Raw genomic sequence first — 26830 nt, forward strand, 5'->3', positions numbered from 1 at the left:
GGCCCTTGGGGTCCGTCTCCGGGCGCCGCTCAGTCGAACCGCCGGGTGGCCGTGATCCCGCCGTCCACCGGCAGGGTCACGCCCGCCACGTACGAGGCCCGGTCGCTCAGCAGCCAGGCCGCCGCCTCCGCCACCTCGGCCTCCAGGCCCGGGCGGCCCAGCGGCGTGGAGCGGGCGACCAGTGCGGCGAAGTCCGGACCGGCCGCGAAGTACGCCTCCGTCCCGGGCGTGCGGACCACGCCGGGGGCGACGGCGTTGACCCGGATCCCGTGCCGGGCGTAGTCGGCGGTGGCCGCCTTCACCAGGCCGGTCAGACCGTGCTTGGCGGCCTGCTGGGCGCCGTCGCCGAAGCCTCCGACCAGTGCCCCCACGCCGGAGTTGAGCACTACCGAGCCGCCGCGCCCGGCCGCCGCCATCGCCCGCAGCTGGGCGCGCAGGCAGAGCCAGTTGCCCCGCAGGTTGAGCGCGTGGGTGTCGTCCCACTCGGCCTCCGAGCGCTCGGCGAGCGGGGCGGGCACCAGGCCGTTGCCCGCGTTGTCGAAGGCCGCGTCCAGCCGGCCGAAGGCCTCCAGCGCGGCGTCCACCGTCCGCTGGGCACCGTCGGCGCTGGTCAGGTCGGCGGCCACCGCGACCGCCCGGGCGCCGTCGGAGCGCAGCTCGGCGGCCAGTGCCTCCACCTCGGGGGCGGAGCGGGCGGCCAGCACCAGCAGCGCGCCCTCCCGGGCGAACAGCCGGGCGGCGGCGGCGCCGATGCCCCGCCCGGCACCGGTGACGATCGTGACCTTGTCCTCAAGGAGTCCCATGCGGCGAGCCTGCCGCCGGGCCCGTCGCCCCACCAGCGGCCGGTCCTTCCCCGGACCGCCCGACCCCCGGACCGCGCGACCCCCGGACCGCCCGACCAGGGACAGCCAGGTCCTGGTTGCCCCGGCCCGGCTGTGACACCCTGACGCGCATGCCCGAGACCCCGCTGGGCGCCTTCCTGCGCGCCCGCCGTGCCCGACTCGCGCCCGCCGACGCGGGCCTGCCCGCGGCCGGCCGCCGCCGCACCCCGGGGCTGCGCCGCGAGGAGGTCGCCGCCCGCGCCGGGATCTCGGCCGACTACTACGCCCGGCTGGAGCAGGGCCGCCAACGGGTGCCCACCGGCCCGGTCCTGGACGGCCTCGCCGCAGCCTTGCAGCTGAGCGCCGCGGAACGCGCCTACCTGCACCGGCTGGCCGCCCGGTGCGACCGCGCGGCCGCACCGCCCGCCGAACCCCCGGCCGTCCCGGCGGCCACCCTGGCCCTGCTGGAGACCCTGGACGCCGCCCCCGCCTTCGTCACCGGGCCGACCTTCGACCTGCTGGCCTGGAACCGGCCGGCCGCGCTGCTGCTGGCCGGGCCCGAACGGCGTCCGGCGCACGAGCGCAACCTGCTCTGGCAGGTCTTCTGCTGCCCGTACCGGGACCGCTCGTCGGGCAACACCGCCGCCGACCGGTCGATCGGCGCCGACCTGGTCGCCTCGCTGCGCGCCCACCACGCCGACCGCCCCCGTGACCGGGGTCTGCTCGCACTGGTCCAGCAGCTCTCCACGGCCAGCGCGGACTTCGCCGCCCGCTGGGACGACCACCGCGCGGCGCCGCCCCGCCCCGGGCGGCTCCACGTCCGCCACCCCGCGCTGGACACCCGGGTCCTCGACTACACCGTCCTGCCCCTCCCCGAGGAGGGCCGCCACGTCTTCGCCTTCCTCGCCCCGCCGGACAGCCCCACCCGCCGCGCCTTCGCCGCAGCGCGCGGGAGAACCGTCACCGCCTCCGTGCCCTGATCCGACGCGAAGCGGGGGACAGGCCCCAGGGCACGCGCTAGCCGAACCGCGTCAGCTTGCGCCCCGCGGCCCCCGCCCACACCTCCGGCAGCCGTTCCCGGGCCGTCTGCGCCGCCGCCAGCTCGCCCGCGTAGAGCACGCCGTAGGCGAAGGGTTCGCCCGCCGCGACGGGCCGGCCGGCCAGGGCCGCGGCGGCGACCACCGCGTCCTGGTGGTCGCCCAGCACCTCCTGGACGGCCTTCATCCGCTCCGCGTAGCGCTCCGCCGCCGCACCGACCGCGGGAACCGCCGCCTCACCGGCGTACCGGGCGCGCTTGGCGGCCTTGCGGGCCTCGTGCAGGGCGCCGTCGCGCTCCGCCGGCCCGGCCGCGAGGGCGGTGTGGACCCGGGCCGCCGTACGGCGCTGTTCCCGGGCCGCGATCCGGGAGAGCTCCGGGACGGCGGCGCGGGCGGCGCGCGGGCGCAGCGGCGGGTCGGCGAGCAGGGTGGTCAGGGCCTCGCCCAGGGCACGGCGGCGGGGGCTGTCGAGGGCGGCGAGCACCTCGGGCCGCGCCCGGCGGTACTCGGCCTCGCCCCACTGCCGCAGCGCCACCGCGACCCGCTCCGGTCCGCAGGCGGCGGGCAGCTCGCCGGCCCGGGCGGCCAGCCGTTCGGCGAGCACCTCGCCATCCCGGGCCCGGCCCAGGGCGGCGCCCAGCCAGCGCAGGTCGGCGACCAGGGTGTCGGTGGCGCCGGGGTCCAGGAGCCGCCGGAAGGTCCGCAGCGCGCTGCGCAGCCGTCGGCAGGCGACCCGCATCCGGTGGACCGCGTCGGGTTCGTCGGCCCGGACGGCGTCGTCCAGCCCGGCCAGCACCACCGCCTGGGCCTCGACGCGGTCGAGCAGCACTTGTCCGACCGTGGTCTCGGGCCTGGCCATGGACGCGCACCCCCTCGTCGGGGTCACCGGTGATGCCTTCCAGGGTAGGCACCGGGCGGCGGCTGTCGACCCCGCACGGTCGTGGCCCGCCGCCCCCGGATGTCAAGGGCCGTACGCACCCTCGTGCCCGGTGTGGGGGGCATGGCATACTCCGGAGCGTGCTGACCTCCACCCATGCGACCAGGGCCCTGCGGGCCGCGGTGTTCACCGCGCTCGCCGTGCCGATGGCCGCGTTGGGCCAGGTGGTCATCACCGGTCGCCCGCTGTCGCTGTCGCTGGTGGCCACCGCGAGCGCCGTCGTCTTCCTGCTCGCGGCCGCGCTGGCCGGCGGGGAGCGCCGGCTGCTGCACATCACCGCGGTGATGGTGCCGGTCGAGCTGCTGCTGAACACCACCTTCAACCTGGGCCAGACCGCCTGTGGGCCGGTGCTGTCCGAGCACGTGTCCGCGCGCGGGGTGAACCTGCTGGTCTGCGGCGGCGGTTCGGTGGACGGCTCGCTGCTCGGCGGGCCGCTGGGCCACGCCGGGGAGCTGGCGCCCGCCGCGACCCAGCTGCTGCTCCTGGTGGTGCACCTGGCGATCGCGCTGGCCGCCTCCGCCTGGCTGCGGCTGGGCGACGCGGCGCTGTCCGGCCTGGCCCGGGCGCTGCGCGCGCTGCACCACTCGCTGGCCCGCCCGCTGCGGGCCCTGCTCCTGCTGCTGGTCCCCGCCCCGGTGCGCCCGGTGCTGCGGGTGCCGCTGCCGGTGTCGGACCACGAGCGGCCGCGCCGCGAGGACGTGGTGCTGAGCCCGGCTCCCCGGCGTGGCCCGCCGGTCCTCGCGCCTGCCTGCTGAGCGCGTTCCCCTTTTCCGTACGTTCCCGTACTTTTCCGTACTTTTCCGTACGTTCCGTACGTGGTGTACGCCCGCAGGCAGTGCGCCCGACTCCCGCGTTCACCGACCCCGCCGCACCCGTGCGTGCGGCTCCCCGCGCGCACCCGCGCGCCGCGTACAGGAGTTGACTTCCCCATGGCCCAGAACCCCACCAAGCGCGAGGCCAAGCGCATCAGCGCCCGCGAGCGGATCCAGGAGGCGCAGCGCCGCGAGCAGCAGGCCGCCAAGCGCCGTCAGCTGATCGTCGTGTCGGTCTCCGCCGTCGTCGTGCTGGCCCTGGCCGGCGGTGCCGCGCTGGCGATCAACAGCGGTTCGAAGAACGACGACAAGGCGTCCTCGGCGGCCTCCTCCGCCCCGCTGGTCGTCCCGGCCAACGCCACCGGCCAGGACGGCACGGTGATCACCTACGGCAAGGCCGACGCCCCGCACACCATGGAGGTCTACGAGGACTTCCGCTGCCCGGTCTGCAAGCACTTCGAGGCGGCGAACGGCCAGACCGTCAAGGAGCTCACCCAGGACGGCCGGATCAAGGTGGAGTTCCACCTGGCCGCCTTCCTGGACAAGAACCTCGGCGGCAAGGGCTCGCGCACCGCGCTGGCCGCGGCCGGGGCCGCGCTGAACGAGGGCGTGGACAAGTTCAAGGCCTTCCACGACGTGCTCTACGCCAACCAGCCGGACGAGCGCGAGGACGGCTTCGGCGACGTCAACCACCTGCTGGACCTGGCCGGCCAGGTGCCCGGGCTGAAGACGGACGCCTTCGTGAAGGCGGTCACCGACAAGACGTACGCGCCCTGGGCCGCGAAGGTGGCCGAGGCGTTCAACAACAGCCAGGTGACCGGCACCCCGACGGTCAAGGTGGACGGCAAGACCATCAACCTGTTCACGGGCAACGCCACCGCGACGCCGGAGCAGTTCACCGCCCAGGTCAAGCAGGCCGCCGGCCTGCAGTAGGCCGCACCGCACCGCCCCGCACCGCACGGCACCACCGGCCCGGCCGAACTCCCGGCCGGGCCGGCCCCTCCCAGCCAGCCACCGGAGTGAGCTGCCATGACCGCCGCGACCACCGTGCACCCCTCCCCGCCCGCCCCCGACGCCACCGGCCGGGGCCCGATCGGCGCGAGCCGGGCCCTCGCCCTCCTGCTGTTCCTCGGCGGGCTGGTCGGCCTGGCCGCCTCGGCGGTCCTGACCTTCGACAAGCTCCGCATCCTGGAGAACCCGTCGTACGTCCCCAGCTGCAACATCAATCCGGTGATCAGCTGCGGCTCGGTGATGCGCACCGAGCAGGCGGAGGTGTTCGGTTTCCCCAACCCGCTGCTCGGCCTGGCCGCGTTCGGCGCGCTGGCGGCGATCGGGGCGGGGCTGCTGGCGGGCGCCGCCTACCGGCGCTGGTTCTGGCTGGGCCTGCACGCCGGGACGGCGCTGGGCGTGGTGTTCGTGCACTGGCTGGTCGACCAGGCGCTGTACGAGATCGGCGCGCTGTGCCCGTACTGCATGGTGGTGTGGGCGACGGTGGTGCTGCTGTTCTGGTACACCACGCTGCACAACCTGCGCACCGGGGTGATCCCGGTGGGGCCGCGGCTGCGGACGGTGGTGCGGGAGGCGGCACGCTACCACTGGGCGCTGCCGGTGCTGTGGGCGGCAGTGATCGCACTGCTGGTCCTCAACCGGTTCTGGTACTACTGGAGCACCCTGGCCTGACGGACCGTCAGCCCACGTACCCCGCCGAGTGCAGCAGCGCGGCGGCGCCGGTCCGCCGGGCCTCCAGCGCCCCGGTGAGCCGGCGCGCCGCGCAGGGGTGCAGCAGGGCGGCCGCCCGGGCGGGGGTGAAGTAGCCGTGGTCGGCGATCTCCTCCGGCTGCAAGCGGATCGCGGCGCCCGGCGCGACCGCGCCGCCGTCGAACATGAAGTGCACGGCCGGGTGGGCGTGCCGGCCCTGGTCGGGAATCGCCTCGCGCCACTCCACCACCAGCAGCCGCAGCTCGCCCGCCAACAGCCCTGTCTCCTCGCGCAGTTCGCGGGCCGCGCACTCGGCGGGCCGCTCTCCCGGATCCAGCCCGCCGCCGGGGAACTGCCACTGGTCGCGGTAACTGGCCTTCAGCAGCAGGACCTTGCCGTCCTCGTCGGTCAGCAGCACGCTGCATCCGATGTAGGCGCGCACTATCCGGGCGAGCCACTCCTCCTCCGAGAGTGCCCAGGTCTCCGTCATCGCGCCTCCTCCGCCGGCCGTTGTCCGTCGCGGCCACTCTGCCGCAATCACCGCCGTGCCGAAGGCCGTTCGTACCTAATCCACCCGATCGGGTGCCGCCCCGGACAACGGCTATCCGAAGACCGCCCGCCGGAAGGCGTTGCGCAGGTCGGTCAGCGGCTGGACGGTCCGGTCGTAGTGCACCTTGTTGGTGAGCAGCAGGGCCCAGCGGCCCTGCCGGCGGGAGACCCAGCAGCCGGTGCCGGTGAAGCCGTAGTGGACGAAGGTGCCCTCGGCCGGGTCGGTACCGGCCGCGAACAGCCAGGACAGGCCGCGCGCGGGGGCCAGGCCGCCGGTCTGCTCACGCAGCGATTCGGTGATCCACGGCCCGCCCCAGGGGAGTCCGGCCGGCGGGGCGAGCACGGCGGCGAGGAAGCGGGCGAGGTCGCGGGCGGTGGAGAAGGCGCCGGCGTTGCCGGAGACGCCGCCGAGCAGCCGGGCGGACGGGTCGTGCACGACACCGCACAGGTGGGCGCCGGACGGCTCGTGGTACTCGGTGGGCGCGGTGCGGGCGGCTTCGGCCGCACCGAGCGGCCCGTAGCGGGTGTCGGCCATGCCGAGCGGCCGCCAGGTCCAGCGCGCGGCGAGCGCGTCCAGCGGCGCACCGCCGAGGTCCTCGACCAGGTAGCCGAGCAGCACGGCGGCGCGGTCGGTGTACTCCACCGCCGCCCCCGGCGCGCGGTGCAGCGGGGCGGCGAGCACCCCGGCCCGGATCGCGGACCGCTCCCGGCCGTAGAGCTGCTCGAAGCGGGTGTACGGGAGCATTCCGGCGGTGTGGGCGAGGAGTTGACGGACCGTCACCGCGCCGACCGGCCGACCGGCGGCGGGCGGCCACCAGCGGCCGAGCGGTTCGTCCAGCGGCAGCCGCCCGGACTGCCACAGCACTCCGGCGCAGGGCCAGAGGGCCACGACCTTGGTGAGGCTGGCGAGGTCGTACCGGGTGTCCGGCCCGGGGACGAGCCGCGCGTACCGGCCCTGCCCGAGCGTGCCGTGGCTGCCGCCGCCGAGCGTTCCCCCGGCGTCGCCGACGGCCCAGACGGCGCCCGCGCCCACGGTGCGCGCGCCCTCCCGGACCAGCCGGTCCAGCTCCCCGCCCGGCGCGGCCAGCGCGGGGAGGTGTTCCGCTTCGGGTGCTCGGTGGCTCACCAGGGGTGTCTACCCGGCGCGCCCGCCGCTCAGACCGCCGCCGGGAGCTCCTTGCCGAGGCAGATGCTCAGCGGGTGGTCCTTGTAGATGCCGAACTTGCGGATCGCCGTGTAGCCCTCGGAGCCGTACAGCGCGATGGCCTCGGGCTGCTCGGTGCCGGTCTCCAGGATCAGGCGGGTGCGACCGGCCTCGACGGCGGTCTCCTCCAGGCGGTGCAGCACCGCCCGGGCCAGGCCCCTGCCGCGGGCCCCGGGGACCACGAACATCCGCTTGAGCTCGGCGTCGCCGTCGCGCAGCCCGTCCGGACCGGCCTGCTTGGCCCGCCAGCCGCCGCAGGCGACCGGACGGCCGTCCAGGTAGGCGATCATGAACAGGCCGGCCGGCGCCTCGAAGTCCTCGGCGTGCATCACCGTCTCGTCCGGGTCGCCGTAGCGGCGGACGTACTCCTGCTGCACCTCCGCCGACAGGGCCTGCGCGTCGGGGTGGGCGTACCCGGTGATGCGGAACTCGACGGTGCTGGTGGCCTGGACGGCGGTGCTCTCCATGGTTGAAAAGCCTACGACCCGCCGCTAGCGACCCTCGAACCGGGCGAGCAGCTCGGCCTTGCCGAACATCGCGGCGGCGTCGACGGCGGAGGGAACGCCCGCCTTCGGGTCGGCGCCGCCGGCCAGCAGGGCGTCGACGACGTCCCCGCCGCCCTTGAAGACGGCCCCGGCGAGCGGGGTCTGCCCCTTGTCGTTGGCGCGGTTCGGGTCGGCGCCGCGCTGGAGCAGGGCCTCGACGGTGGCCGCGTGGCCGTGGTAGGCGGCCAGCATGACGAGGGTGTCGCCGCTGCCGTTGGTGAGGTCCGCGGAGACGCCCGCGTCGAGCGCGGTGGCCAGGGTGGCGGTGTCGCCGGCTCGGGCGGCGTCGAAGAGCTTCCCGGCGAGCGCGATCACCTCGGCGTCGGGGGCATCGGTCATGGCGGACTGCCTTTCCTGAGGGAGGGCTGGTGCGTACCGCACCGTAGCGGCCGGTGCCGCCGCCGGACCAGCGGGCGTCCGGAATCCGGACGGCCCCACCACCCCCGGAGCGCGGTACGACGTGCGGCGACGCGGGTCTCGCCGCCATTCGAGCGAACTTCCGGGACCCCCCGGAAACTTCCCGCCCAGCCCCCGGGAATGCCTCGCCGCACCGATTCCACCCGGCTTCCATGCGACTCCAGGCCCTCACCCCGGCCGGTTCGCACACCGCCGTCCGGCCCACAGGACGGCATTGAACGGCAGAACCACCCGTTTGCACCGTTCCATCATCTATTACTTTTTGTCACGATTAGGGCACTTTCGGTAACACTGTCCCCCGTCCCCCTCCCCGAGGAGCAGAAGTGATCCTCTCGATTTCCGGCATCGTTCTGTTCGGCACCATCGCCTTTCTGTTCTTCCGCAGGGACGGACTAAAGGTCTCGCACGCCATCGTCTGCGCCCTCTTCGGCTTCTACGTCGCCGGTTCCTCGATCGCCCCCAGCATCACCGCCGGCGGCGCCAGCCTGGCCAGCCTGCTCGGCGGCATTCGGTTCTAGGCGCCGCCACTCCCCCACCGGCCCGGGCGCGGATCCCACCGCCCCGGGCCCCGTCGTACCACGAGCAGTCCCCCCTCACCCCACCCGTCCCACTCGTCCGGGGAGTCAAGGAATGCCGCTCCACCGCCATCTCAGCAAGGGCCGCGAGATCGCCCGAACCGCCGGGGACCACGCCACCGACATGTTCGCCCCGCTCACCGTCATCGGCCGCGGGCTGCGCCACCACGCCGGCTGGGCCAAGGGCCGCTGGCAGGCCACCCCGAAGGAGCGCCGCGGGCCCACGCTGTTCCTGTCCGCCGCCATGCTGATCGGGATCTACCTGCTGCCGCACGGACTGCTGTTCGCGCTGATCGCCCTGATGGCCAGCGCCGCCTGGGCCGGCCGCGCCCCCAAGGCGGCCCCCGCCCCGCCGGCGCCCGACGTCGCCGACGTCAAGCTCAGCGCGCTCTACTCGGCGCTCACGCCCTACCTGTGCGGCCCCGAGGACGCCAACCCGCTGTACCACTTCGAGGGCAGCTACAAGAGCGCCTTCGGCTCCTGGGAGTTCGACGGCGAGGGCCGGCTCTCCCGGCTGGAGCTCAGCTACCCCGCGTACTTCACCGACACCGAGCCCACCGCCCGGGCCCGGATCGAGCAGGTCGTCCAGGGCAAGGCCGGGCGGGCCCGGGAGTACCGCTTCGACTGGGACGAGGAGTCCAACCGGCTGCGGATCACCGCACTGGCCCCGCTGCCCACCGACATCGCCGCCCAGCGCTTCGTCGCGGCCCCCGGCGAGATCGTGCTCGGCTTCACCGACGAGGACGGCACCGCCCGCACCATCCCGGTCCTCCAGGGCGGGGCCACCGCCCAGCAGCCCCCGGTGATCTGGCGCACCGGCCCGCGCTCCTCCGAGCCGCACCTGCTGGCCCTCGGCGTCGCCGGCTACGGCACCTCCAGCCTGATCCGCTCGATCGCGCTCCAGGCGCTCCCGTACGGCGACCTGGTAGTGGTGGACGGCGCCGGCACCGGGGAGCACGCCTGCCTGGTCAACCGGCCCGGCGTGCACACCGTGGAGACCAGCCTGCACGGCGCGCTGGCCGCGCTGGAGTGGGCCGCCCGGGAGACCGAGCGCCGGCTCGCCGCACTGAACGCCGCCCGGCACAGCGGCGCCGCCCTTCCCGAGGACCTCACCCGGCCGCTGTGGCTGCTGCTGGACCACCCGACCGAGCTGGGCGAGCTCGCCCACGCCGAGGGCCGCCCCGACCCTCAGGAGCTGCTGGAACTGCCGCTGCGGCACGGCCGGGCCGCCCGGGTCACCGTGGTGATCGCGGACGACGTCGAGGCCCGGGACCGGATCACCCCGACCGTCCGGGCCACCACCCGGGCCCGGGTGCTGCTCGGCCCGGCCGGGCCCGAGGAGGGCCACGCCGCGCTCGGCGCGCCGCTGGACATCGTGCCCGCCGCCCTGGCCCCGGTCGGCCGCGGCTACGCCCGGATCGGCAACGGGGCCCCGGTCCGGCTCCAGGTGCCAGCCACCGTCGACCCGCTGGACGAGGACGCCCCGGCCCAGCTGCGGGACGCGGTGATCGCCCTGCTGCCGCATCGCGACAGCCGGACCGAACCCGCCTCCGACACCCCGCCCCGCCCGGACCACCCCCCGGTGCTCCCGGCCGACGCCCCGCCCGGCCGGCCGGTCGACCTGGGCAAGACCGAGCCGATGATCCGTTCCCGACCGATCTCCTGACCGCGCGGGAAGCGGGGGCGGCGGGCGCCGCGGAATCCCCTCCCGGTACGCTCGTCACAGAAAGTCCGCACGATCACCAGATGTGAAATAGGTGACACCTGGAGTGACATCACCGGCCAGATGTGACAAATCGGGCGACGGTGGGTACAAACAGGGGCGGCACGACAGACGACGCATGTCCCCGGACGGGAATCTTCGTCGGAAGCCGAGCGTTGACCGAACGACGAAGAACAGCGACCACTAGTCCTGTGGGCCATAAGCCCGGGAGGCACGATTCATGAGCGAGCGAGCTCTCCGCGGCACGCGACTCGGGGCCACTAGCTACGAGACCGACCGTGGTATCGATCTGGCTCCCCGCCAGACCGTCGAGTACGCATGTCAGAACGGACACCGATTCGAGGTTCCTTTCTCGGTCGAGGCAGAGATCCCTCAGGCCTGGGAATGCCGCTTCTGCGGCCAGGAGGCGGTTCTCCTCGACGGTGACGAGCCTGAGGAGAAGAAGACCAAGCCCACGCGCACCCATTGGGACATGCTGATGGAGCGCCGGACGCGCGAGGAACTGGAGGAGGTGCTGGCCGAACGGCTGGCCGTGCTCCGCTCCGGCGGGATGAACCTCGCGGTGCACCCGCGGGACACCCGCAAGAGCGCCTGACACATCTCGCTCCCGCCACGAGCGGGAGGACGCGAAAAGGGACCCTGGTCACCAGGGTCCCTTTCGCGTTGTCCGGGGGGCAGGGGGAGGTTACGGGCCGGGGGGAAGCCGCCGGGGTCAGCCGTTGATCGGCGGCCGGTAGGTGGTGTCCGGGCCCTGCGGGCCGCGCGGACCGGCCTCCGGGTCGACCACCTCGCCCTGGACGACCTTGCCGTCCGGGCGGTGGATGCGCAGCTGCTCCTGCAGCCGCATCGCGTCCGCGAACGCGTCGGTGCCCACGGTGGAGGTGCTGCGGATCGCCTTGTCCGCGACCTTGCGGCCGGCCACCCGCCACAGCGCGCGGGTCGGCGGGAACAGCAGCGTCAGGGCGACCAGGTCGGACAGGAAGCCGGGGATGATCAGCAGCAGCCCGGCCAGCACGGTCATGCTGGTGCCGGTCTGCGGCTGCTGGGACTGCGGGTTCTTGCTCTGCTCGATCGCAGCCGACAGCGCCTTCAGGCCGGCCCGCTTGATCAGCGAGCCGCCGATCAGCCCGCCGGCGATGAGCAGCAACAGGACGGCGAAGCCGCCCAGCCACGAACCCACCAGCACCAGCAGCCAGATCTCCAGCACCAGCCAGGCGGCGATCACCAGCGGCAGCACCCGGCGGAGCCTTCCGCGCGGAACCGGACGGGTCGGGGTAGCTTGCTGGGTCACGGTACGAATCCACTCCAAGCGGTGCATGGCGCGCCGCACGGGAGGTCCGGGCCGGCTACGGCACCACCTGGTCCAACGATTCCCCGGCGGCCGGTGTTCCGCCCGCCGGCTTCCGGCGACGGCCGACCAGCAGGGCGGCGCCGCAGGCCAGCAGGCCGCCGACGGCCAGCGTCCACTCCGGGAGGGCGCCGACCCGGTCGGCCACCGTGGTGCCGTCGCGCAGCGGGACGGTGGCGGACAGCTCGGCCGGGGTCAGCTCGGCGGTGCGCTGCTCGACGGTGCCGTCCGGGGCGATCACGGCGCTGATGCCGCTGGTGGCGGCGATCAGCACGGCCCGGCCGTGCTCGACCGCGCGCAGCCGGCTCATCGCCAGCTGCTGCTCGGGCTGGCCGGTCTCGGCGTAGGTCGCGTTGTTGGTCTGGACCACCAGGACGCGGGCGCCGCTGTCCACGGTGTCCCGGACGATCTCGTCGTACGCCACCTCGAAGCAGATCACGTCGCCGATCTTCGCCGGTCCGAGCTGCATCACGCCGTTGTGGTCGCCCGGGTAGAAGTCGCGGGCGACCCGCTGGAGCCGGGTGACCACCTTCATCAGCTGGGCGCGGAACGGCACGTACTCGCCGAACGGGACGGGGTGCTGCTTGGTGTAGGAGGCGCCGGGGCCGGTGACCGGGTCCCAGACGATGCCCTCGTTCTGGACGTGCTGCGCGTCCGGGCCGTCCACCAGGGTGCCGACCAGGGTGGGCACGCCGACCGCCTTGACCGCCTCGTCGATGCGCCGGCGGGCCAGCGGGTCGCTGAACGGGTCCAGGTCGGAGGAGTTCTCCGGCCAGATCACCACGTCGGGGCGCGGGACCTTGCCGGCCTGGACGTCCGCGGCGAGGCGCTCGGTGGCCGAGGCGTGGTTGTTGAGCACCATCATCGGACGGCCCAGGAAGTCCATGCCCGGGTTGGGCACGTTGCCCTGGACGATGGCGACCTTCACGGTGTCGGCCGCGGCGGTGGGCACCGGGACGAGGTAACCGACCAGCAGCGTGGCCACCGCGCCGAGCGCCGCGAGGGCGGCGGCCTTCGGGGCCCGGCCCGGCCCGCGCAGGCGCAGCGCCGCCCAGGCGAGCAGGGTGCCGGACAGGGCGACGGCGAAGGTCACCAGCGGTGCACCGCCGAGGGAGGCCAGCGGGGTGTACGGGGTCGCGGTGTTGGCGAAGGCCAGCCGCCCCCAGGGGAAGCCGCCGAGCGGCAGCCGGTCGCGCGCCCACTCCTGGGTGACCCACAGGGCGGCCGCCCAGAGCGCCCAGCCGGGCAGCCGGGAGGTGAGCGCCAGCGCCCCGCCGAGCAGGGCCAGGAACAGCGCCTCGACGACCGACAGGCCGACCGTGGCGTCCCAGCCGACCACCCGCAGCCAGCTGAGCAGCATCAGGAAGAACGGGAAGCCGAAGGCGAAGCCCGTCCAGGCGCCCTGGCGGAAGGTGCGGCCGCGGGTGAGCAGCGACAGCGCGGCGACGCCCAGCAGCGACAGCGGCCACAGGTCGTACGGCGGAAAGGCGAAGGCGAGCAGCAGGCCGGACAGCGCGGCGAGGCCGGTGCGCGGCAGGCCGGCCCGGACCTTGGCGAGCGCGCGGGCCAGGCGGCCGGGGGCCGGGGCCGGTTCCTGTGGCTCGGGAGCGGTCCCGGACCGCTCCTGGGTGACGGGCATGGCCACCGGCGCACCATCTTCCTGGGGCTTGCTGTTCGGACGCTGTGCGAAGAAGGTACCCCGGAACGTCGAGGGCGCGTGAGGTCAGGGTGCTGGGCCCGTCCTGGGCGGATCAGCGCTCCGCGTAGCGGAAGCGCCCCAGCGGCCAGTGGTCGGTGAGCCAGGCGGAGACCGCGCGGTACAGCAGGGTGTCCAGCTCGGCGCGGTCGGCGCGGACCCAGGAGCTGACCGAGACCACGGACGGGTCCTCGCGGTCCGGGTAGATGTACACGCAGCCGATCACCTCGTCCCGGTCCGGCTCCAGGACGGTGTAGGTGAAGCCGCGGCGGGCCTCGAAGTCGGCGGCGTGCCGGCGCAGGTCGGCGAGGTTGTCCGCCGGGGGCATGCCGTCGGCGGGCGGCCAGCCGCGGCCGGCCCAGCCGGGGGTGGCGCGGATGTGCGCGATGCTGCCCGTCCAGGCGGCGTGGTCGGAGGCGTTGTGCTGCTCGCCCAGGGGCTCCAGACGGAACTCCGGGGCGAGCAGCTCGCGCGGGACGGTGAAGTCGGCGGGGACGAGTTCGGCCATGGCCCGCACCCTACGAGGGCGATCGCCCGCCGCTCATCCGAATTACCGCTCGTACACGGTGCGGCCGCGGACCACCGTCCGCAGGCAGACCGGGAGTTCGCGGCCAGGGGTGAGGTCGGGCAGGCCGGGGGTGCCGGAGCGCGGGTCGGTGGACCAGCCCGCCACCCGGGAGTCCGGGGCCTGGACGACCAGCTCGTCGGCGGCCCAGAGCGCGTAGTTGGCGACCGCGCCGGGCACCAGCACGCCGTCGTGGTCGCGGCCGATCGCGCGCCAGCCGCCCCGGGTGTGGGCGGTGAAGGCGGCGCGGACCGAGATCCGGTGCTCCAGCGTCCGGTGGAAGGCCGCGGCGCGCACGGTGCCCCAGGGGTCGAGCGGGGTGACCGGGGCGTCCGAGCCGAAGGCCAGCGGGACGCCGGCCCGCAGCAGCGCGGCGTACGGGTTGAGGCCGGCCGCCCGCTCGGCGCCCAGGCGCTGCGCGTACATGCCGTCCGGGCCGCCCCAGGCGGCGTCGAAGGCGGGCTGGACGGAGGCGGTCAGGCCGAGTTCGGCGAAGGCCGCGATGGCCTTGTCGTCCAGGGCCTCGGCGTGCTCGACGCGGTGGCGCAGCGCCTTGACCCGGTCGGTGCCGACCCGCTCGCCGGCCGTGCGCACGCCCTCGATGACGGCGGCGAGCGCCGCGTCGCCGATCGCGTGGAAGCCGGCCTGCAGCCCGGCCTCGGTGCAGGCGGCGACGTGGTCGGCCACCTGCCCGGCGGTCAGGTAGGCGGTGCCGGTGTGCTCTGCGTCGGCGTAGGAGGCGTGCAGGCAGGCGGTGTGCGAGCCGAGCGCGCCGTCCACGAAGAGGTCGCCGCCGGCGCCCACCGCGCCGAGCCGGCGGGCGGTCCCGATGCCGCCCAGCTCGCCCCAGTAGCCGAAGACCTCCGGGCCCTCGCCCTCCGCGGCCAGCTCCAGCAGGGCGGCCAGGTCGGCCTCGGCGGAGATCTCCGGGCCGGCGCACTCGTGCAGGGCGCCGATGCCGAGTTCGGCGGCGCGGGCCAGGGTGGCGCGCTGGGCGCGACGGCGCTGCTCGGGGGTGAGGTGCGCCAGCGCGGTCCGCCGGACGGCGTGGTGGGCGTCCTTGGTGAGCGGGCCGTCGGCGTGGTGGCCGGGGCGCTCGGCGAGGCCCTCGGTGAGGGTGCGCAGCGCCGTGGTGGCGAGCGCGGAGTGCACGTCGGTGCGGGAGAGGTAGAGCGCGGCGCCCCGGGCGGCCGCGTCGAGTTCGGCGAGTGCGGGCGGGCGGCCCTCGGGCCAGCCGGTCTCGTCCCAGCCGTGGCCGATCAGCACTCCGCCGGTCTCCGGCTGCGCCTCGACGAAGGCGGTGACGGCGGCCAGGGCGGCGGCCAGCGAGGGGCTGCCGGTGAGGTCGAGGCCGGTGAGCGCCAGGCCGGTGGCGGTGGCGTGCACGTGGGCGTCGACGAAGGCGGGGGTGACCAGGGCGCCGTCCAGCTCGACGATCTCGTCGGCGGTCGCGGCGTACGCCTCGGCGGCGCCGTCGCTGCCGACCCAGGCGATCTGCCCGCCTTCCACGAGCATCGCGGTGGCGAAGGGGTCGGCGGGGCTGTAGACGGCGCCGCCGCGCAGCAGGACGGTCCGGGAGGTGCGTTCGGTCATGCGGCTAAGTCTGCACCCCGTCGGTTCGGCCTCAGAGCTTCGGGGGTCGGGCCTCGTACGGGGTGGAGAGCACCACGGTGGTGCGGGTGGAGACGCCGGCGGCGCTGCGGATGCGGGCCAGCAGGTCCTCCAGGTCGCCGGGGGCGCCGACCCGCACCTTGAGGATGTAGTTCTCGTCGCCGGCGACGCTGTGACAGGCCTCGATCTCGGGCAGGCCGGCCAGTCTCTCCGGGGTGTCGTCCGGGGCGCTTGGGTCGAAGGGCTTGACCGAGATGAACGCGGTCAGCGCCAGGTCGACGGCGTCGGGGTCGATGATCACGGTGTAGCCGCGGATCACCCCGCGCTGTTCGAGGCGGCGCACCCGCTGGTGCACCGCCGAGGTGGACAGGCCGGTGGCCTTGCCCAGGTCCGTGTAGCTCATCCGGCCGTCCTCCAGGAGCAGCTGGACGATGCGTTGGTCTAGATCCTCCACAGTCGGCAAACCTACCCGGTCGGGGGCACGGGGGGCGCACGGTGGTTGCACGGGGTGGTAGCCCAGGTGTCATGCGGGCATGTGCCGGGTGAATGTGGCGGGCGGTGTGGCCAAGGACACACCCGGTGCATCACGGTGCACAACTCCGCAGGGTTATGAGCCCGAGTCGGAGGGAAGTGCTGGTTGTGGCCCCAGAGCGACCACGCCGGGCCCGATCCTAGGGGGATCCCCATGCCTGCTACTGACCAGCGTGTGCTGGCCGTCGACGAGACCGACGATCCGACCGGCCGCGACGGCCTCGCGGCCGACCACGCGCCGGGTAACGACCCCGGCGAGGCCGAGACCTGGGACATCTTCCGGGTCCACTGCCCCGAGTGCCGTCGTCCGATCGCCCTGGTGGCGGACGAGGAGCGGCTGCCGCAGCACGCGCTGCTGCCCACCGCCTGGAACCCCTTCGCCCCCGCGATCTGCCCCGGCTCGGGCGCCCCGACCGACGACCTGGCCGAGGTCGAGACCCCGGAGGACGAGGAACCGACCGGGTTCGAGGCGCTGTTCAAGCTCCCGAGCGGACTCGACTGGCGCACCCAGCCGTTCTCGCACGCGCCGGTGCACCGCCCGGTGCGCAGTGCGGGCGCCGCCGCCGCTCCGGCCAAGGCCGTGCGGCCGATCACCGCGGCCGTCCCGCTCGCCACCATCCCGGAGCAGCGCCGACGGCTCGCACGGCGCTGACTCCCGTCTCGCGCCGATGAGTTGACGTCCAGTCAGAGAATCGCCCCCGGCTGTCACTCCGCACCCTGGAGTGACGGCCGGGGGCCGTATCGGGGAGGGCTCCTGCCCTCGTGCCGGACCTCGTGCCGGACCTCGGCTCAGCCCTTGGTGAGGTGGCGGCCGATCACCAGGCGCTGGATCTGGTTGGTGCCCTCGACGATCTGCAGCACCTTGGCCTCGCGCATGTAGCGCTCGGCCGGGAAGTCCTGGGTGTAGCCGTAGCCGCCCAGCACCTGGACGGCGTCGGTGGTCACCCGCATCACGGTGTCGGTGCAGAACAGCTTGGCCATCGCCGCCTCCTTGGAGAACGGCCGGCCCGCGTCGCGCAGCCGCGCGGCGGCGAGGTAGAGCGAGCGCCCGGCCTCGATCTGGGTGGCCATGTCGGCGAGCATGAAGGACAGGCCCTGGAAGTCGGCGATCGGGCGGCCGAACTGGCGCCGGGTGCGCGCGTAGTCGACCGCGAGGTCGAGCGCGGCCTGGGCGACGCCGATCGCGCAGGCGGCGATGCCGAGGCGGCCGGAGTCCAGCGCGGCGAGCGCGATCTGGAAGCCCTGGCCCTCCTCGCCGATCAGCCGCTCGCGGGCCACCCGGGCGCCGTCGAAGTGCAGCTGGGCGGTGGGCGAGGAGCGCATGCCCATCTTGTGCTCCGGCGGCGCAGCCGACAGGCCCTGCTGTCCGCCGGGGACGAGCAGGCAGCTGATGCCCTTGGGGCCGTCGACGCCGGTGCGCACCAGGGCGCTGTAGAAGTCGGCCTGGCCGCCGTGGGTGATCCACGCCTTGGTGCCGTTGACGACGTACTCGTCCCCGTCGAGGTCGGCGCGGGTGCGCAGGGCCGCCGCGTCCGAGCCGGACTGCGGCTCGGAGAGGCAGTAGGCGCCGAGCTGCTCGCCGGAGAGCATGCCGGGCAGCCACTTGGCGCGCTGCTCGTCGCTGCCGAAGGTGGCCAGCGCGTGGCAGGACAGGGTGTGGACGCTGACCCCGAGGCCGACCGCGAGCCAGCCGGCCGCGAGCTCCTCGAGCACCTGGAGGTACACCTCGTAGGGCTGCTCGCCGCCGCCGTACTCCTCGCCGTACGGGAGCGAGAGCAGGCCGGCCTCGCCGAGGGTGCGGAAGACCTCCCGGGGGAAGCGGTCCGCGGCCTCGTCCTCCGCCGCGCGCGGCTGGAGCTCGCGCTGGACCAGGTCCCGGGTGAGGCTCAGCAGCTCGCGGGCCTCCTCGCTGGGCAGCTGGCGCTCCACGGCTTTCACGGGGGACGGGGTCATGGCGAGGGTCGCCTCCTCGATCGGGCGCCGGCCCCGGGTGGCGGGTGGTCCGGCGCGGGTGTGGCAGGTCGGCCCGACCGGCACCGGGTTGCGGTGAACGGCCGTTCACAGGCGTAGCGAAGGCGAGTATGCCCGAAACCCGCGCTGCCGTCACGACCTGCACAGATCATCTGTCCGCAGTGGTGGGCTACGGCACCGTAGGGTTGACGTTGTGGCTGCATCCGAAACCGTCTCCGCCCCCCGTCCGCCGGCTCCGGTCGACCCGCTGACCGGGCGCGACGCGGTGGCCGGGCTGGCTGCGGAGCTGCGGGAGCTGCCGCCGTCCTGCGGGCCGGTGCGGCTGGTCGCGGTGGACGGGCACGCGGGCTCCGGCAAGACGACCTTCGCCGGGCGGCTGGCGGCGGCGCTCGGCGGGGCACCGGTGGTCCACCTCGACGACCTGGCCACCCACACCGAGCTCTTCGGCTGGACCGGTCGGCTGCGCCGGCAGGTGCTGGAGCCGCTGGCGGCCGGCCGGGACGCCGAGCACCGGGTGTACGACTGGACGCTGCGCCGCTTCACGGGCACCGCCCGGGTGCCGCTCGCGCCGGTGGTGCTGGTGGAGGGCGTCGGGGCCGGGCGCCGGGAGGTGCGGCCGTGGCTGGCCCGGGTGATCTGGATGGAGCTGGACGCCGCCGCGGCCCGTCGGCGCGGCGAGGAGCGGGACGGGCCGGAACTCGCCGCTTTCTGGGCGGGTTGGGCCCGCGCGGAGACGGCGCACTTCGCCGCCGACCCGAGCCGTCCGCACGCCGCCACGAGGGTCGACGGGGTGACCGGACGGATCGCGCCGAGCACCGTCGGTGAACCTTCAACTAACCCCTTGACCTGCGACATCACCAGGATTTAGGTTCTCCTCAGTCGTCGGCACCCACCGTCCCGGCGGCTTCGGACCCGGCGCCCCCGGCTTGTTCCCCCGTGAGCCGGGGGCGTCGTCCGGTCCCCTCCCCCAGCCCGCCCGGTCAGCGGTGTTTCGGCCATCGGGCCGCTCAACCACCGTGTGCGCGATCGCATTTGACCCTGTGCGGCACCCTTCCGGATCAGCCCCGCGCCGGTACGATTCCCGGTAGGCGCATTTGCGCCCCGGGGGCTCGACGACCACCGGCCCGGCTGCGCACGGGCGATCCGCCGGCCGACCCCCGGGCCACACCGCGGGGGGCGTGAGTGACGACGGTGGACAGTTCCGACAGCACGGCGGGCGGCCCGGACCGGCTCGCCGACCGGGCCTGGCTGCGGGCCATGGACGCCTACACGGCCGGCGCCTACGCCCGGGCCGAGGAGGAGTTCCGGGCGGCCGTCCGACTGGACCCCGGCATGGCCGACGCCTGGCTCGGCCTGCACGCCCTGCGCAGCGACACCTCGGCGGCCCTGCTCGCCATGTACCGCAACCAGGCCCGCTTCGGCGAGCAGCGCAGGCTGCACCGCCGCCCGCTCAGTTCCTGGTACTGGCTGGGCTGGTGGGTCCAGCCGGTACTGGAGGACGCCCGCGACCTCGCGCTGGCGCACGCCTCGCACTGGCTGGACGGCCGCCATCTGGCCGAGCTGGACCGGGCGTTGGAGCAGTGCCCGGCGCCCAGCGAGGATCCGTCCGCGCAGTTCCTGTACGCCTGCCGGTCCTACCTGCTCAAGGACTGGGAGCAGTTGATCCGGGACACCGACCGGCTGCTGGACGACCCGCTGCTGGGCATCGAGGCCGGGCTCTTCGCCGGCATGGCCCGGGTGCGGCTGGACATGTGCGCCCAGGCGCAGGGCCCGCTGGCCGCCTCACTGGCCCGCTGCCGCTCCGAGCAGCCGCAGCGCAAGGAACTGCGGTACTGGCTGGCCCGGGCCTACGAGGGGGCCGGGCGCAGTGCCGCGGCGCTGCCGCTGTACCGGGCGGTGCACCGGGCGGATCCGGCCTTCATGGACACCTCGGCCCGGTTGGCGGCGATCTCGGCGGAGGACGGGCTCGCGGACGGGCTGCTGGCGGACGGGCGCTCGGGCGGGCTCGACGGGGCTGGACTCGACGGGGCCGGACTCGACGGTGTGGGCGTGGACGGGGCCGGACTCGACGGTGTGGGCGTGGACGGGGCCGGGCCGGGCGCTGAGACGGGCTACCAGGAGGACCCCGGTTACACCGAAAGCCCGCTCTACGACGCCGAGTTCGGCACCGGCGCCGGAGCCGCCCCGGCCGGCGGCGGGCCCTCGGTGGACGCGACGCTGGTGGACGGCCCGCTCGCCGGGCCGGCCCCGGACACCGCCCCCGCGGACGGCGCGCCGCAGACGGCCGGCGAACGTTCCGGCTCGGGCACCCCGGCCGGCCCCGCCGCGCCGCCTCCGCCACTGCCGGTGCGCGGCGAGGCCCAGCCCCGGACCGCTGCCGCTCCGACTCCCCAGATCACCGGCGGTGAAAGGGAGTTGGACGCAGCCCTGGCCGAACTCTCGCTGATGGTGGGCCTGGAGCCGGTCAAGCGCCAAGTCCGGGCGCTGTCAGCCCAGTTGAGAATGTCCCGGCTGCGGGCCGAGCAGGGGCTGCCGGTTCAGCCGCCGAAGCGGCACTTCGTCTTCTCCGGCCCGTCCGGCACCGGCAAGACCACCGTGGCGCGGATCCTCGGCCGGGTCTTCCACGCCCTCGGCCTGCTCTCCGGCGACCACCTGGTGGAGGCCCAACGAGCCGACCTGGTGGGCGAGTTCCTCGGCCAGACCGCCGTCAAGGCGAACGAGCTGATCGACTCCGCGCTGGACGGCGTGCTGTTCATCGACGAGGCGTACAGCCTCTCCAACTCCGGCTACACCAAGGGCGACGCGTACGGCGACGAGGCGCTCCAGGTGCTGCTCAAGCGGGCCGAGGACAACCGGGACCGGCTGGTGGTGATCCTGGCCGGCTACCCCGAGGGGATGAACCGGCTGCTCGCCACCAACCCCGGCCTCAACTCCCGCTTCACCACCCGGGTCGACTTCCCCAGCTACCGGCCGAACGAGCTGACCGCGATCGGCGCCGCCCTGGCCGGCCGGGACGGCGACGGCTGGGACGAGGATGCGGCCGAGGAGCTGGCCAGCATCTGCGTCCACGTGGTGCGCGAGGGCTGGATCGACGAGTTGGGCAACGGCCGGTTCATCCGCACCCTGTACGAGAAGTCCTGCGCCTACCGGGACCTGCGGCTTTCGCTGCTGCGTGAGCCGCCGGGCCGCGAGGACCTGGCGACGCTGCGACTGCCGGACCTGGTGCAGGCGTACGGGGAGCTGATCGACGGCCGGGGCTGAGCCGCCCTCTGCCGGGGCTGACGACCGGCTCCCCTGGCGGGCCTCAGCCCTCGAGCAGCCTCGCCTCGCGCTCGGGGTCGAGCCCGACGTCCGGCCGGTCGGCGCGCTGCGGGGCCTCGCCGCCGATCGACCGCAGCCAGGCCCAGGTGTCCTCGACCGTCTCGGCGACCGGGCGGCAGCGCAGCCCGGTGTCGACGGCGCGGGCGACCGAGGCGCCGTGCAGGAAGTCGTAGAGCTCGCCGGGCGCCAGCCAGATCGGCAGCTCCGTCCACGGCTCCACGCCGGCCGCCGTGATCCGCTCCGGGTCGGTCCAGCGCAGCTCGGCGTCCGAGCCGGTGGTCCGGACGCAGGCCTCCAGCAGCCTGCCCATGGTGGTGTGGCCGGCCGGGCTGACCACGTTGTAGGGGCCGCTCAGCCGGGCCGCCACCGCGTCCAGGGTCCACCCGGCGAGGTCGCGGCCGTCGATGTACTGCAGGGGCAGGTCGCGCGGTCCGGGGGCGAGCACCGGGCCGCCACGGGCGATCCGGTTGAGCCACCAGGGCAGTCGGCCGATGTTCTCGTACGGGCCGAGGATCAGTCCGGCGCGGATCAGCAGGGCGCGCCCGGCGTACTCCGCCTCCAGGGCCAGTTCGGCGCCGCGCTTGGCCTCGGCGTAGCCCACCTCGCCGGTCAGGTCCGGTGCGGAGTCGACCACCGGTGCCGTCTCGTCGGCCCCGGCGCGCAGCGGGTAGTCGTACACCGAGCGGCTGGAGACGTACGCGTAGTGGCCGACCCGGCCGTTCAGCCGCCGGGCGCTGTCGCGCACGGCAGCCGGGGCCCAGGACCAGGTGTCCACCACGGCGTCCCACTCCCCCGTGCCGAGCGCGGCCAGGCCGTCCTCGGCGGTGCGGTCGCCCAGCAGCACCCGGACGCCCTCGGGCGCGGGCTGCGTGCCGCGGTTGAGGGCCGTCACCTCCCACCCCCTGGCCAGTGCCTCCTCGGCGACGGCCCGTCCGACGAACTTCGTTCCACCCAGCAGCAGGAGTCTCATGCCGACCACCCTCCTCCGAGGGTGGTCGGCCTGGGAACCGTTGCCTGCTGCGGGCAGAATCGCCCTCGGCGGACACGCCGTCGGCGAACGGGGGTCTTCCAGTGGCTAGGCGGTCGTCCGGTGGTCCGGGTCGTGCATCTCGCCGACCAGTTCCTCCAGGACGTCCTCCAGCATCACCACGCCCATCGTGCGGCCGTCCTGGTCCAGCACCGCGGCCAGGTGGCAGGTGGCCCGGCGCATCGCGCCGAGGGCGTCGTCCAGCGGGAGGCTGCCGCGCAGCACCGTGATCGGCCGCCACAGCCGGGCCGGGACGGGCGCCGACGGGTCGTCCACGTCGAGGATGTCCTTCAGGTGGAGGTAGCCCAGGTAGCCGTGGCCGGCCGGGTCCCCGTCGGTGACCGGGAAGCGCGAGAAGCCGGTGCGCAGGGCGAGCTCCTCGACCTCGGCGGCGGTCGCCTTCGGGTCCACGGTGACCAACTGCTCGGGCCGCAGCAGGACCTCGGCGACCGGGCGGCGACCGAGCTCCAGGGCGTCCTCCAGGCGCTCCTGGCGGTCCTCGTCGAGCAGGCCGGCGTCCCGGGAGTCGACCAGCAGGTACATCAGCTGCTCGGTGGTGAACACCGACTCGACCTCGTCCTTGGCCTCGACCCGGAACAGCCGCAGCACGCCGTTGGCGCAGGCGTTGAGCGCCCGGATCACCGGCGCGAGCCAGCGGGCCAGCCGGTCCAGCGGCGGGCCGAGCAGCAGCGCGGCCCGCTCCGGACCGGCCATCGCCATGTTCTTCGGCACCATCTCGCCCATCACCATGTGCAGGAAGACCACGACGGCCAGCGAGATCCCGTACGAGAGCGGGTGCATCAGGCCGGACGGGACGCCGATCGCGTGGAACGGGCCCTCCAGCAGCGAGGCGATGGTCGGCTCGGCGAGCGCGCCGAGGCCCAGCGAGCAGACCGTGATGCCGAGTTGGGCGGCGGCCAGCATCGCGGAGACGTTGGACAGCGCGTGCAGCACGGTGCGGGCGCGCTTGTGCCCGGCCTCGGCGAGCGGCTCGATCTGGCTGCGTCGGACCGAGACGACGGCGAACTCGGCGCCGACGAAGAAGGCGTTGCCGAGCAGGAGCAGTACGGCGACGGCGAGTTGGAGGACGGTCATCGGACGTCCTCCCCGCTCTCGCCGAACAGGCCGGGCGCGCCGGTGCGCTCCACCCGGACCTGGCTGGTGCGGTGCCGGTCGACGCCGGTCACGGTGAACCGCCAGCCGGGCAGTGCGGCCTGCTCGCCCACCTCGGGCAGCTTGCCGAGCAGGTCGGATACCAGGCCGGCCAGGGTCTCGTACGGGCCGTCCGGGGCGTTCAGGCCGATCGCCTCCAGCTGGTCGAGCCGGGCGCGGCCGTCGGCCTCCCAGGCGGGCAGGCCGTCGACGGCCGGCAGCGCGAGCAGGTCGGGGTGGTCGGCCGGGTCGTGCTCGTCCTGCACCTCGCCGACGATCTCCTCGACGATGTCCTCGACGGTGACGACACCGGCGGTGCCGCCGTACTCGTCGACCACGATGGCCATCGGCTGGAGGCGGCGCAGCTGGTCGAGCAGCCGCTCGGCGGGCAGGGTCTCGGGCACCAGCAGCGGCGGCGACGCCAGCTCGGCGACCCGGACCAGGCCGCGGCGGGCGGCCGGGACGGCGAGGGCGTCCTTGAGCGTCACGATGCCGGTGATCTCGTCCACGGTGTCGGTGTAGACCGGGAAGCGGGACAGGCCGGTGGCCCGGGTCAGGTTGATGACGTCGGAGGCGGTGGCGTCGCGCTGGAGGGCGGCGACGTCGATCCGCGGGGTCATCACCGACTCGGCGGTGAGGTCGCCGAGGCCGAGGGTGCGGACGAACAGGGTCGCCGACTCCTCGTCTATCGCGCCGGCCCTGGCCGAGTGCCGGGCCAGCGAGACCAGCTCGGCCGGGGTGCGGGCGTGGTCCAGCTCCTCCTGCGGCTCGATGCCGAAGGCGCGGACGGTGCGGTCCGCGGCGCCGTTCAGGAAGCTGATCAGCGGGCGGCAGACGAAGGAGAAGGCCATGTGCGGGGCGGCGACCGCGCGGGCCACCTGGAGCGGGCGGGAGATCGCCCAGTTCTTCGGGACCAGCTCGCCGATCACCATCTGCACGACGGTGGCCAGCACCATGCCGACCACCACGGCGACGCCGCGGGCGGCCGAGTCCGGCACCCCGATGCCCGACATCACGGGCTGGAGCAGGGTCGACATGGCCGGCTCCGCGAGCATGCCGACCACCAGCGAGGTGACGGTGATGCCCAGCTGGGCGCCGGAGAGTTCGAACGAGAGGTGCCGCAGCGCCCGGGAGACCCGGCGGGACTTGGCGTCGCCGGTCTCGGCGGAACGTTCCACCGCGCCCCGGTCGGCGGTCACGAAGGCGAATTCGGCGGCCACGAAGAGGCCGTTGGCGAGGATCAGGAGCAGAGCGGCGAGCAACAGCAGCCAGGCGGTGATCACAGTGCCGCCTGCCTTCCGGAAGTCGGAAGCGAGGCGGCGCGGGTACTACCGGACGGATCGTCCATCGAGGGGGAGAGTCACTCCTCAGGTCGTTTCGGTGCAGGTCGTTCTGGGGTCGGACCGGCGGGGCCGAAGTTTTGCCCCGCTTTTACCAGCGTAGACCATATCGGCCCGGCGGTCGGAGCTGTGTTCGGACCCGCGGGAGCCGTCGGCTCACCGGTCCGCCGACGGGCCCTCCACGCCGGCCGCTGTCACACCTGGGCGTGGTGTTCGACCAGGTCGCGCAGGGCGCGGGCGTCCGCGATCGCCTGGTCCTTGCCGACGCCGGACTGGATGCCGACCGCCGCGAGCGAGGTGCCGTCGGCGAGGTCGAGGGTGGCCCACGGGTCGCCCTGGCGGAAGTTGACCCGGACGATCTCCGGCCAGGACAGCCGGCGGCTGCGGACGAAGTTGACCACCGTCACACCCTCGGCGTCGGCGCTCACCCGGGGGCGGGCCAGCATCAGGCCCACCGCGGCGAACAGCACGCCGCTGGCGACCATCATGATCCGGTCGTTGAGCTGCCAGTTCGCGGGGAGCAGCACCGCCAGCACCACGAACAGCGCCACGAGCATGGCGCAGACCGGCAGCAGCACCGCGCGGGTACGGCGGGGCGCCCAGGTGACGGGGAACTCGACGGGCGGCGTGGACACGTGGGGTCTCCGGTGGTTCTGGGTTGCGACGGTCGCGACAGCACGAGGGCGGGGACGCGCCGGTCGGCGTCCCCGCCCCATTGAACCGTTCTTTACTCTTCGCCGTGCACGCAGGTCAGCGGCGTGCGGCGGGTCAGAGGCGGCAGGCGTGGATGTTGGTGACCAGGATCGCCCGGGCGCCGATGCCCCACAGGTCGTCCATGATCTGCTGGGCCTCCTTGCGCAGCACCATCGACCGGACGGCCACCCAGCCCTCGGTGTGCAGCGGGGAGACGGTCGGCGACTCCAGGCCGGGGGTGAGCGCCACGGCGGCGCCGACCTTCTCGGCCCGGATGTCGTAGTCCATCAGCACGTAGCGGCGGGCCACCAGCACGCCCTGCAGCCGGCGCAGGAACTGCTCGACCCGGGCGTCCTCGCCCGCGCCCTTGGGGCGGATCACCACGGAGTCCGAGACCAGGATCGGCTCGCCGAAGACCTCCAGGCCGGCGTTGCGCAGGCTGGTGCCGGTCTCCACCACGTCGGCGATCACGTCGGCCACGCCCAGCTGCACCGCGGTCTCGACCGCGCCGTCCAGCTTGGTGACCGTCGCCGTCACGCCGTGGTCGGCCAGGTGCTGCTCGACCAGGCCGGTGTAGGAGGTCGCGATCCGCAGCCCCTCCAGGCCCTTCACGTCCTTGACGTCCACGCCCTCGGGGCGGGCGAAGCGGAAGGTCGACCCGGCGAAGCCGAGGGCGAGCACCTCCTCCGCGTTGGAGTGCGAGTCCAGCAGCAGGTCGCGGCCGGTGATGCCGACGTCGAGGCGGCCGGAGCCGACGTAGACGGCGATGTCGCGCGGGCGGAGGAAGAAGAACTCGACCTCGTTGTTCGGGTCGACGAGGACGAGCTCCTTCGGGTCCTTCCGCTGGCGGTAGCCGGCCTCATGGAGCATCTCCGCCGCGGGACCCGAGAGCGAACCCTTGTTGGGGACGGCGATGCGCAGCATGGGAAGTCGGTTCCTTACCTGTCGGGGAGGGGTGCTGTCGGGAGCGGTTAGAGGTACTTGTAGACGTCGTCGAGCGTCAGCCCACGGGCGATCATCATCACCTGAAGGTGGTAGAGGAGCTGCGAGATCTCCTCGGCCGTCTGCTCGTCCGACTGGAACTCGGCGGCCATCCAGACCTCGGCGGCCTCCTCGACGACCTTCTTGCCGATCGAATGGACGCCCTGCTGGACGAGCTGGGCGGTACGGGAGGACGAGGGGTCGCCGGTGGCGGCCTTCTGCTGGAGCTCGGCGAAGAGCTCCTCGAATGTCTTCGAAGCCATGATGGGGCCACCT

General features: G+C 74.4%; 28 protein-coding genes. 10 read left to right on the forward strand and 18 right to left on the reverse strand.

Translation table 11 applies throughout. The features are described 5' to 3' along the window. Window positions 1–29 precede the first annotated feature (29 nt). Entirely contained in the window at window positions 30–803 is a 774-nt protein-coding gene (locus tag ABTY61_RS20050; protein ID WP_350506356.1) for an SDR family NAD(P)-dependent oxidoreductase, read from the reverse strand. A 149-nt stretch (window positions 804–952) separates the two neighbouring features. On the opposite strand from ABTY61_RS20050, the gene ABTY61_RS20055 reads away from it, so the two are divergent. Continuing rightward, entirely contained in the window at window positions 953–1801 is an 849-nt protein-coding gene (locus ABTY61_RS20055) for a helix-turn-helix domain-containing protein (RefSeq protein WP_350506357.1), read from the forward strand. A gap of 37 nt (window positions 1802–1838) precedes the next feature. On the opposite strand, the gene ABTY61_RS20060 is transcribed toward ABTY61_RS20055, so the two are convergent. Continuing rightward, a complete protein-coding gene (locus ABTY61_RS20060) occupies window positions 1839–2717 on the reverse strand; it encodes a CHAD domain-containing protein (protein WP_350506358.1) in 879 nt (292 codons plus the stop codon). A gap of 158 nt (window positions 2718–2875) precedes the next feature. Here ABTY61_RS20060 and ABTY61_RS20065 point away from each other — a divergent pair, with 158 nt between their 5' ends. The 3 genes from ABTY61_RS20065 to ABTY61_RS20075 all read left to right on the forward strand — a co-directional run bounded on the left by ABTY61_RS20065 (window position 2876) and on the right by ABTY61_RS20075 (window position 5287). Further along, window positions 2876–3550, forward strand: a complete 675-nt coding sequence (locus ABTY61_RS20065; RefSeq protein ID WP_350506359.1) for a hypothetical protein — start codon at window positions 2876–2878, stop codon at window positions 3548–3550. A gap of 174 nt (window positions 3551–3724) precedes the next feature. Next, window positions 3725–4540: a DsbA family protein gene (locus ABTY61_RS20070; RefSeq protein ID WP_350506360.1), complete on the forward strand. Its 816-nt coding sequence runs from the start codon at window positions 3725–3727 to the stop codon at window positions 4538–4540. Window positions 4541–4636: 96 nt separating this feature from the next. Then, a complete protein-coding gene (locus ABTY61_RS20075; RefSeq protein ID WP_350506361.1) occupies window positions 4637–5287 on the forward strand; it encodes a vitamin K epoxide reductase family protein in 651 nt (216 codons plus the stop codon). Window positions 5288–5294: 7 nt separating this feature from the next. On the opposite strand, the gene ABTY61_RS20080 is transcribed toward ABTY61_RS20075, so the two are convergent. The 4 genes from ABTY61_RS20080 to ABTY61_RS20095 form a co-directional block, all read right to left on the reverse strand. Beyond that, window positions 5295–5795 (reverse strand): NUDIX domain-containing protein, encoded by a 501-nt coding sequence (locus tag ABTY61_RS20080; RefSeq protein WP_350506362.1) that lies wholly within the window; start codon window positions 5793–5795, stop codon window positions 5295–5297. A gap of 111 nt (window positions 5796–5906) precedes the next feature. Further along, on the reverse strand, window positions 5907–6980 hold the full coding sequence (locus ABTY61_RS20085; protein ID WP_350506363.1) for a serine hydrolase domain-containing protein: 1074 nt from the start codon (window positions 6978–6980) through the stop codon (window positions 5907–5909). 29 nt (window positions 6981–7009) lie between these two features. Continuing rightward, window positions 7010–7525: a GNAT family N-acetyltransferase gene (locus tag ABTY61_RS20090; protein WP_350506364.1), complete on the reverse strand. Its 516-nt coding sequence runs from the start codon at window positions 7523–7525 to the stop codon at window positions 7010–7012. A gap of 24 nt (window positions 7526–7549) precedes the next feature. Next, window positions 7550–7942, reverse strand: a complete 393-nt coding sequence (locus ABTY61_RS20095; protein ID WP_350506365.1) for an ankyrin repeat domain-containing protein — start codon at window positions 7940–7942, stop codon at window positions 7550–7552. 401 nt (window positions 7943–8343) lie between these two features. On the opposite strand from ABTY61_RS20095, the gene ABTY61_RS20100 reads away from it, so the two are divergent. From ABTY61_RS20100 to ABTY61_RS20110, 3 genes are all read left to right on the forward strand, one after another. Next, on the forward strand, window positions 8344–8538 hold the full coding sequence (locus tag ABTY61_RS20100) for a hypothetical protein (protein WP_097238968.1): 195 nt from the start codon (window positions 8344–8346) through the stop codon (window positions 8536–8538). 112 nt (window positions 8539–8650) lie between these two features. Next, window positions 8651–10261 (forward strand): hypothetical protein, encoded by a 1611-nt coding sequence (locus ABTY61_RS20105; RefSeq protein ID WP_350506366.1) that lies wholly within the window; start codon window positions 8651–8653, stop codon window positions 10259–10261. 277 nt (window positions 10262–10538) lie between these two features. Then, window positions 10539–10913 carry an RNA polymerase-binding protein RbpA gene (locus ABTY61_RS20110; protein ID WP_350506367.1) on the forward strand — a complete coding sequence of 125 codons (375 nt, stop codon included), beginning with the start codon at window positions 10539–10541 and terminating at the stop codon, window positions 10911–10913. A gap of 117 nt (window positions 10914–11030) precedes the next feature. Here ABTY61_RS20110 and fxsA read toward each other — a convergent pair whose 3' ends face one another. The 5 genes from fxsA to ABTY61_RS20135 all read right to left on the reverse strand — a co-directional run bounded on the left by fxsA (window position 11031) and on the right by ABTY61_RS20135 (window position 15992). Next, window positions 11031–11609, reverse strand: coding sequence for an FxsA family membrane protein (gene fxsA, locus ABTY61_RS20115; RefSeq protein ID WP_350506368.1), 579 nt, complete (start codon window positions 11607–11609; stop codon window positions 11031–11033). Window positions 11610–11664: 55 nt separating this feature from the next. After that, window positions 11665–13305, reverse strand: coding sequence for an apolipoprotein N-acyltransferase (gene lnt / locus ABTY61_RS20120; RefSeq protein ID WP_350506502.1), 1641 nt, complete (start codon window positions 13303–13305; stop codon window positions 11665–11667). Between the two features lie 112 nt (window positions 13306–13417). Next, complete coding sequence (locus ABTY61_RS20125) at window positions 13418–13870, reverse strand: N-acetyltransferase (protein ID WP_350506369.1); 453 nt, start codon at window positions 13868–13870, stop codon at window positions 13418–13420. A gap of 42 nt (window positions 13871–13912) precedes the next feature. Further along, the gene (locus tag ABTY61_RS20130) at window positions 13913–15520 is read right to left on the reverse strand and encodes an amidohydrolase (RefSeq protein WP_350506370.1); all 1608 of its coding nucleotides are present in this window, start codon (window positions 15518–15520) and stop codon (window positions 13913–13915) included. A 31-nt stretch (window positions 15521–15551) separates the two neighbouring features. Beyond that, window positions 15552–15992, reverse strand: coding sequence for an Lrp/AsnC family transcriptional regulator (locus tag ABTY61_RS20135; RefSeq protein ID WP_280685078.1), 441 nt, complete (start codon window positions 15990–15992; stop codon window positions 15552–15554). A gap of 231 nt (window positions 15993–16223) precedes the next feature. Here ABTY61_RS20135 and ABTY61_RS20140 point away from each other — a divergent pair, with 231 nt between their 5' ends. Continuing rightward, window positions 16224–16721 carry a hypothetical protein gene (locus ABTY61_RS20140; protein ID WP_350506371.1) on the forward strand — a complete coding sequence of 166 codons (498 nt, stop codon included), beginning with the start codon at window positions 16224–16226 and terminating at the stop codon, window positions 16719–16721. 137 nt (window positions 16722–16858) lie between these two features. Here the strand turns inward: ABTY61_RS20140 and ABTY61_RS20145 are convergent, their stop codons facing one another. Continuing rightward, window positions 16859–18022: an acyl-CoA dehydrogenase family protein gene (locus ABTY61_RS20145; RefSeq protein ID WP_350506372.1), complete on the reverse strand. Its 1164-nt coding sequence runs from the start codon at window positions 18020–18022 to the stop codon at window positions 16859–16861. 265 nt (window positions 18023–18287) lie between these two features. On the opposite strand from ABTY61_RS20145, the gene ABTY61_RS20150 reads away from it, so the two are divergent. Both ABTY61_RS20150 and ABTY61_RS20155 read left to right on the forward strand, forming a co-directional pair. Next, window positions 18288–18908 (forward strand): uridine kinase family protein, encoded by a 621-nt coding sequence (locus ABTY61_RS20150; RefSeq protein ID WP_350506503.1) that lies wholly within the window; start codon window positions 18288–18290, stop codon window positions 18906–18908. Window positions 18909–19297: 389 nt separating this feature from the next. Then, a complete protein-coding gene (locus tag ABTY61_RS20155; RefSeq protein ID WP_350506504.1) occupies window positions 19298–21301 on the forward strand; it encodes an AAA family ATPase in 2004 nt (667 codons plus the stop codon). 43 nt (window positions 21302–21344) lie between these two features. Here ABTY61_RS20155 and ABTY61_RS20160 read toward each other — a convergent pair whose 3' ends face one another. The 6 genes from ABTY61_RS20160 to ABTY61_RS20185 form a co-directional block, all read right to left on the reverse strand. Next, window positions 21345–22331 (reverse strand): NAD-dependent epimerase/dehydratase family protein, encoded by a 987-nt coding sequence (locus tag ABTY61_RS20160; protein WP_350506373.1) that lies wholly within the window; start codon window positions 22329–22331, stop codon window positions 21345–21347. Window positions 22332–22436: 105 nt separating this feature from the next. Then, the gene (locus tag ABTY61_RS20165; RefSeq protein ID WP_350506374.1) at window positions 22437–23483 is read right to left on the reverse strand and encodes a hemolysin family protein; all 1047 of its coding nucleotides are present in this window, start codon (window positions 23481–23483) and stop codon (window positions 22437–22439) included. Next, complete coding sequence (locus ABTY61_RS20170; protein ID WP_350506375.1) at window positions 23480–24823, reverse strand: hemolysin family protein; 1344 nt, start codon at window positions 24821–24823, stop codon at window positions 23480–23482. Before ABTY61_RS20170 ends, ABTY61_RS20165 begins: the two co-directional genes overlap by 4 nt. A 251-nt stretch (window positions 24824–25074) precedes the next feature. Next, a complete protein-coding gene (locus ABTY61_RS20175; protein ID WP_350506376.1) occupies window positions 25075–25515 on the reverse strand; it encodes a PH domain-containing protein in 441 nt (146 codons plus the stop codon). Between the two features lie 133 nt (window positions 25516–25648). Continuing rightward, the gene (gene hisG / locus ABTY61_RS20180) at window positions 25649–26497 is read right to left on the reverse strand and encodes an ATP phosphoribosyltransferase (protein WP_350506377.1); all 849 of its coding nucleotides are present in this window, start codon (window positions 26495–26497) and stop codon (window positions 25649–25651) included. A 47-nt stretch (window positions 26498–26544) separates the two neighbouring features. Continuing rightward, window positions 26545–26817: a phosphoribosyl-ATP diphosphatase gene (locus ABTY61_RS20185; RefSeq protein ID WP_030279806.1), complete on the reverse strand. Its 273-nt coding sequence runs from the start codon at window positions 26815–26817 to the stop codon at window positions 26545–26547. Between the last annotated feature and the right edge of the window lie 13 nt (window positions 26818–26830).

This window comes from Kitasatospora sp. NPDC096128 (genome assembly GCF_040303105.1).
GTDB lineage: Bacteria > Actinomycetota > Actinomycetes > Streptomycetales > Streptomycetaceae > Kitasatospora.

Bases quoted from the DNA above. Each gene is read 5' to 3' on its own strand.
- ABTY61_RS20050 (WP_350506356.1), bottom strand. From the start codon at position 803: ATGGGACTCCTTGAGGACAAGGTCACGATCGTCACCGGTGCCGGGCGG.
- ABTY61_RS20055 (WP_350506357.1), top strand. From the start codon at position 953: ATGCCCGAGACCCCGCTGGGCGCCTTCCTGCGCGCCCGCCGTGCCCGA.
- ABTY61_RS20060 (WP_350506358.1), bottom strand. From the start codon at position 2,717: ATGGCCAGGCCCGAGACCACGGTCGGACAAGTGCTGCTCGACCGCGTC.
- ABTY61_RS20070 (WP_350506360.1), top strand. From the start codon at position 3,725: ATGGCCCAGAACCCCACCAAGCGCGAGGCCAAGCGCATCAGCGCCCGC.
- ABTY61_RS20075 (WP_350506361.1), top strand. From the start codon at position 4,637: ATGACCGCCGCGACCACCGTGCACCCCTCCCCGCCCGCCCCCGACGCC.
- ABTY61_RS20080 (WP_350506362.1), bottom strand. From the start codon at position 5,795: ATGACGGAGACCTGGGCACTCTCGGAGGAGGAGTGGCTCGCCCGGATA.
- ABTY61_RS20090 (WP_350506364.1), bottom strand. From the start codon at position 7,525: ATGGAGAGCACCGCCGTCCAGGCCACCAGCACCGTCGAGTTCCGCATC.
- ABTY61_RS20095 (WP_350506365.1), bottom strand. From the start codon at position 7,942: ATGACCGATGCCCCCGACGCCGAGGTGATCGCGCTCGCCGGGAAGCTC.
- ABTY61_RS20105 (WP_350506366.1), top strand. From the start codon at position 8,651: ATGCCGCTCCACCGCCATCTCAGCAAGGGCCGCGAGATCGCCCGAACC.
- ABTY61_RS20110 (WP_350506367.1), top strand. From the start codon at position 10,539: ATGAGCGAGCGAGCTCTCCGCGGCACGCGACTCGGGGCCACTAGCTAC.
- lnt (WP_350506502.1), bottom strand. From the start codon at position 13,305: ATGCCCGTCACCCAGGAGCGGTCCGGGACCGCTCCCGAGCCACAGGAA.
- ABTY61_RS20125 (WP_350506369.1), bottom strand. From the start codon at position 13,870: ATGGCCGAACTCGTCCCCGCCGACTTCACCGTCCCGCGCGAGCTGCTC.
- ABTY61_RS20130 (WP_350506370.1), bottom strand. From the start codon at position 15,520: ATGACCGAACGCACCTCCCGGACCGTCCTGCTGCGCGGCGGCGCCGTC.
- ABTY61_RS20140 (WP_350506371.1), top strand. From the start codon at position 16,224: ATGCCTGCTACTGACCAGCGTGTGCTGGCCGTCGACGAGACCGACGAT.
- ABTY61_RS20145 (WP_350506372.1), bottom strand. From the start codon at position 18,022: ATGACCCCGTCCCCCGTGAAAGCCGTGGAGCGCCAGCTGCCCAGCGAG.
- ABTY61_RS20155 (WP_350506504.1), top strand. From the start codon at position 19,298: ATGGACGCCTACACGGCCGGCGCCTACGCCCGGGCCGAGGAGGAGTTC.
- ABTY61_RS20160 (WP_350506373.1), bottom strand. From the start codon at position 22,331: ATGAGACTCCTGCTGCTGGGTGGAACGAAGTTCGTCGGACGGGCCGTC.
- ABTY61_RS20165 (WP_350506374.1), bottom strand. From the start codon at position 23,483: ATGACCGTCCTCCAACTCGCCGTCGCCGTACTGCTCCTGCTCGGCAAC.
- hisG (WP_350506377.1), bottom strand. From the start codon at position 26,497: ATGCTGCGCATCGCCGTCCCCAACAAGGGTTCGCTCTCGGGTCCCGCG.
- ABTY61_RS20185 (WP_030279806.1), bottom strand. From the start codon at position 26,817: ATGGCTTCGAAGACATTCGAGGAGCTCTTCGCCGAGCTCCAGCAGAAG.